Below are 4,908 nucleotides of genomic sequence, written 5' to 3'. Positions count from 1 at the left end.
CTTATCTGGGGAATGATTAGTCAAAAAGAGGCATGGATGGCGGGAAAGCAGCTATTATACATGATGGGGATGGAGCCGGAAGGTGACGAGGCAGACTTAACGGAAATGATCGGTCATTTTCGGGATGGGCTGGTGCGGCTGGCACAAAAAGAAATCTGATATATGGCAGCGGGGATCCGCTGATTTTACGTGGATTTATCGGAATCGAAATCTGATGACAGAATAAAATTAAAAGCTATAAAGCTATAGGATGTAAACAGAGTTATTCCAATTAAATGACTCCGTTTACATCCGTGCAAGGTGGTATTTTATTTATCCTGCCCCTTATATAAAATGAAAGAATACAATACGGGGGCGACAGCAAGAACAATAGCAACTGTAATAGTAAGCGACACTCCATAAATCAAATTATTCGAGAGCAAAAATGCGGAAATAATTATAATGACGCCGCCTAATATCCACAGGATTCCTGCCATACGGTGTGTTTTATTCCAGTTGTCATCACTGTGTAAAGTCCAGGGTAATTTCAGACCCATGGTGTAATTGCGCCTGCACTTTGGAATATAATTGCCGCAGATAATCATAAGGCCGCCGGCTGTGACCAGTGAAATTAATGTAATGGGAATATTTAGTCCCATGCTGATAAACAGGGTAGCCGGAACGATGATAAGAGCCAGCAGAGGAATCAGCCATATGCTTAATAGTTTCAGCGCTTCGGAATGTGCGGCTCTTTTGGGATCACCGAATAAACGTATCTTTGAATACAAATTCACTGCCAGAAAGAGGATCGGCAGTCCTATTGCAGCAATGGACTTAGGCAGATATCCGTCCACAGTCCCGGCATTATTCCAATGGACTGCAATCTGGTCCGGCAAATCCTGATAAATTACTGCAGACAAAATTATCGGCAGTATACAAATGATGGATGTGATCCACATAATGATCTTATCTTTTTTCTCTAATCTGTTATTCATTTTTATTACCTCCATTAAATTGTGATATCCACAGCATTAATTCTTCAAAAACGGATACATTCAGCTCGTAATAAATATAGTTTTTATACTTGCTTTCATAGACAAGTCCCGCTTTTTTCAGCTGTGATAAATGATAAGAAACGGTAGCACCAGTCATTTCAAAATTCTTAGCAATTTCACCGGCAGACATCTTCCCTTCTTTCAGCATGACGAGAATATCACGTCTGACCGGATCGGAAAGTGCCTTAAATGTTTCTGCAAATCCCAATGGATCACCTCCTGGCTATTTAGAAATATTTCTAAATAGATTCTATTACAAATGGGAGCAAATGTCAACTCTATTTAGAAAATTATCTAAATAGAAAAAAATGCCAAGACGGCAGAAAATTCATTGATGTTATCCGTGACAGCATATATAATGTTAGAATACTGTTTATCATATTTGGCAGCTGCCAAATGAACTAAATGTCAGGAGAGATAAAATGGAGAAAACATTTAATATACTGCTTGTGGAAGATGATTTGAGCCTGTTGGATGGGCTGGTGTATTCCCTGGAGAAGAATCATTTCAAAGTTACGGTTGCAAGAACGGTAAGAGAGGCAGTCACACTGTATGCAGCTGGATCTTATGATTTAATATTGCTGGATCTGACCCTTCCCGACGGCTTAGGCTTCCAGGTCTGCACCTATGTGCGGGAACGTTCATCCGTTCCGATTATTTTCCTGACTGCTTCTGATGAAGAAGTCAATATTGTCAAAGGGCTGGACATAGGAGGAGACGATTATATCACCAAACCCTTTAAACTGAACGAATTAATATCCAGAATAAAAGCGCTCCTAAGACGTGCGGGCATGAGCACACAAGACAGCGGCGCTGTGCTCCAGTCCAATGGAATTACAATTAAATATCTGGAAAACCAGGTTATCTGCAATGGCGAAACGCTGGAACTGATCGGCAATGAGTATAAACTGCTCAGCCTCTTTATGCAGAACCCCAATATTGTTCTTTCCCGGCAAATGATCTTGGACCGGCTCTGGGATGACAAAGGTAACTTTGTGGATGATAATACCTTATCCGTTTATGTGCGGAGGCTGAGGAATAAAATAGAAGATAATCCAGACCATCCTTCCAAAATTATAACGGTACGGGGTGTTGGGTATCAGTGGAAAGTCAGGTGAATGGCATGATTGTATTACGTCAGAGAGAAATGAAAAAAGTAATTGCGGCGATAGCGGGCATTGTATTTACAGCCGTTGTCATGGGGCAGTTCGCAGCCGGCGGTCTGGCTCATCAGATACCACGGCTTGTCATTCTATTCTCAACGCTGCTGCCGGGGATCTTCATATTGTTCATTGTGTATGGGTATTTTCGGAAAGAGCTGATGGAGGTTGAGCATTCCATTCAAACCATTCATTCCTTCATCGATGGTGACAGCAAAGCGAGGCTGGAAGATGACAGAGAGGGCAGTTTTTCAAAATTATATCATGCTGTTAACCGTATGGCCACTGTGCTGGAAGCCCAGGCAGCCCGGCAGAAGAACACAAAAGATTTCTTAAAAGATACCATATCCGATATTTCCCATCAGCTGAAGACCCCCCTTGCAGCTCTCAATATGTATACCGAAATCATACAGGAAAATACCGAAGATAGTAGCACTGTCAAAAGCTTTATGGTTAAGACTCAGAGGGAGCTGGACCGTATGGAAATGTTGATCCTGAATCTTCTGAAAATTACCAGACTGGATGCAGGCGCAGTGATCATGAACAAAAAGACAGAAAACATATCAGAATTAATGACTGAAATTAAACAGCGTTTTGAAACCCGCACAAACCGGGAAGAAAAGCTGCTGGCCCTGTCCGGAAATACTGACCAGGTACTGCTGTGTGACCGTGATTGGATCCTGGAGGCTGTGAGCAATATTGTGAAAAATGCACTGGATCATACAAAAGCCGGAGATGAGATTCACATATGCTGGAAGCACCTCCCGGCAGTGAAGCAGATCATCGTGGAAGACAACGGGAGCGGCATCCATTCCGACGATATTCACCATATATTTAAAAGATTTTACCGCAGCCGTTTTTCAAAGGATTCCCAGGGGGCAGGTCTTGGACTGCCTCTTGCTAAATCCATTGTAGATGCTCACGAAGGGGATATATTAGTAGAGAGTGAGTTGGGGAAAGGGTGTAAATTTACGCTGAGCTTTCTGAATCTTACAAATGTGTAATCTGCGAAAGATAGGAGATTCCTTATAAATACAGGGGTTTGCAACCTATATTTCCATTAATTTACACCACTTTTACACCATTTGGAAAAAGCTTTGATATGATAGGTATTTGGGGGAGATATCGGAATAGGTATCTCCTTTTTTGCTTGTTATTTTGGGGGTTTCAGTGGTTTGGAAAAGGCTGTCACCTATTCACCGCCGCACCGTTGAATTATTTAGTCTCTTCTAATATATGGAAAGCAGCTTTTACGTCTAATTTATCAACTTTGTTCAGTATTGCTTTACTATCTAATTTCTACTGAACCACTTACATTCAATTCGCCACTTTTCTTATAATTACATAGCGAGTAATTTGAATGATATAGTATGACGTTATCCGTTTTTTCAGTATCACTATATATATTACCATTAGCTCATTTTATTTAAGGAACAAAACCATTCATTAAAATTATTAATAATTTCTGAACTATAAGCTATTGCGCAGCATACATGTTATAATAAATTTTGTGGGGCATTAACTAGTGCCGGTGTAAATTTGTCGAGAGGCACAAGGATACAGAATAGTTACTGAAAATAAGTTTTATGAAGGGAATGGTGAGTTTATGAATAATCCAATATCTAAAAAAGTAGTATTTGGTTTTATCGGTGTTGTTTTTGCTTTTTTTCTCATTATTTTTGCATTAAGCTTTCCTTCGTATTCTAAACATCATCTTTTTGGCTCAGAATTGAGTAAAATTGTAAAAGAATATGATAAGGATAAGCAGGTAGAATTATTTGGCGATAATGAAGCTTATGCAATGGGTTTAAATGCCGAAGACCGCCCGGTTTTTAAGGATAAGTTTAAAGCGTTGGCGCAGCTGAAAAAAGATTGTCCGGAAGGTATTAAATATATAAAAAAGGAACGCAAGTTGGGAAGAAATCTTTCCATATTTTTTTGGGATTGGTATGCAACGTATTCTGGTTATATATATGAAGATGCAGATGAAGAGATCCAGCCACAGTTAACAAAAATACAAGAGTTCTTTTATGTTTATGAAAATAGTTTTAAGGAACCGGAGACTGAGGGTTAAAAGATAGGAGAGCAGACGAAAGCTGTTCTCCTTATCTATTTTGTTGAGTAAAAATCTAGATTTAATTTCAGTTGCCTGAAAAATTTAGAATGTATTGTATACCTGGTATTTAACGAAAAATTATATCTTGGTTTATTTTTTTAAGTTCCTGAAATAGTTTATCTTTTTCTACGACTGAACACATTATTTCACTTCTTTTGCTTTTTTAACTATACGGTCTAAAGATGCCGCACTTGATGCAATAGGATTATGCGTTTTATATACTTCCAGAATTTCATTAATCTTCATCGACTCTTTACCGAAACCAAAAAACACTGTGATTGATTCGCTATTTAGCAGTATATAGTTTCTTACTATAATGGGAATAAAAATAATGTTTATTGTTACTATACCAATTATTAATGCAATAGTATTATCCTTTGTAAATAAAAGTTCTTTCACGAACATTATATTTGCAATAATAGCGATTGCGTAAAACCATATTGCTATTTTTCCTTGAAATTTCATCATATCACGATACCCTTTCAAATGAATGGCTTCAGTTTTTTTCATTTTTATTAAAGAATTCTTTTATTAGAATAATTAATCCTATCATAAATAATCCAGTTGAAAATAGGAACGGCATTAATAATTTATTCTC

At 38.3% G+C, this 4,908-nt stretch carries 6 protein-coding genes; 3 read left to right on the top strand and 3 right to left on the bottom strand.

Translation table 11 applies throughout. The features are described from left to right. Positions 1 to 308: 308 nt before the first annotated feature. Positions 309 to 974 carry an SdpI family protein gene (locus ACH2DQ_RS28570; protein ID WP_394910641.1) on the bottom strand — a complete coding sequence of 222 codons (666 nt, stop codon included), beginning with the start codon at positions 972 to 974 and terminating at the stop codon, positions 309 to 311. Beyond that, positions 967 to 1,242, bottom strand: a complete 276-nt coding sequence (locus ACH2DQ_RS28565) for an autorepressor SdpR family transcription factor (protein ID WP_394910640.1) — start codon at positions 1,240 to 1,242, stop codon at positions 967 to 969. Before ACH2DQ_RS28565 ends, ACH2DQ_RS28570 begins: the two co-directional genes overlap by 8 nt. A 214-nt stretch (positions 1,243 to 1,456) precedes the next feature. Here ACH2DQ_RS28565 and ACH2DQ_RS28560 point away from each other — a divergent pair, with 214 nt between their 5' ends. From ACH2DQ_RS28560 to ACH2DQ_RS28550, 3 genes are all read left to right on the top strand, one after another. Then, the gene (locus tag ACH2DQ_RS28560) at positions 1,457 to 2,152 is read left to right on the top strand and encodes a response regulator transcription factor (RefSeq protein ID WP_394910639.1); all 696 of its coding nucleotides are present in this window, start codon (positions 1,457 to 1,459) and stop codon (positions 2,150 to 2,152) included. A 5-nt stretch (positions 2,153 to 2,157) separates the two neighbouring features. Beyond that, a complete protein-coding gene (locus ACH2DQ_RS28555; RefSeq protein ID WP_394910638.1) occupies positions 2,158 to 3,198 on the top strand; it encodes a sensor histidine kinase in 1,041 nt (346 codons plus the stop codon). A gap of 602 nt (positions 3,199 to 3,800) precedes the next feature. Then, positions 3,801 to 4,268 (top strand): hypothetical protein, encoded by a 468-nt coding sequence (locus ACH2DQ_RS28550; RefSeq protein ID WP_394910637.1) that lies wholly within the window; start codon positions 3,801 to 3,803, stop codon positions 4,266 to 4,268. Positions 4,269 to 4,451: 183 nt separating this feature from the next. On the opposite strand, the gene ACH2DQ_RS28545 is transcribed toward ACH2DQ_RS28550, so the two are convergent. Then, positions 4,452 to 4,820 carry a PH domain-containing protein gene (locus tag ACH2DQ_RS28545; protein WP_394910636.1) on the bottom strand — a complete coding sequence of 123 codons (369 nt, stop codon included), beginning with the start codon at positions 4,818 to 4,820 and terminating at the stop codon, positions 4,452 to 4,454. Positions 4,821 to 4,908 lie beyond the last annotated feature (88 nt).

This window comes from Robinsoniella sp., assembly GCF_034124845.1.
Note: the sequence above shows the minus strand (reverse complement) of the source record. Positions and strands in the feature narration are given on the sequence as shown.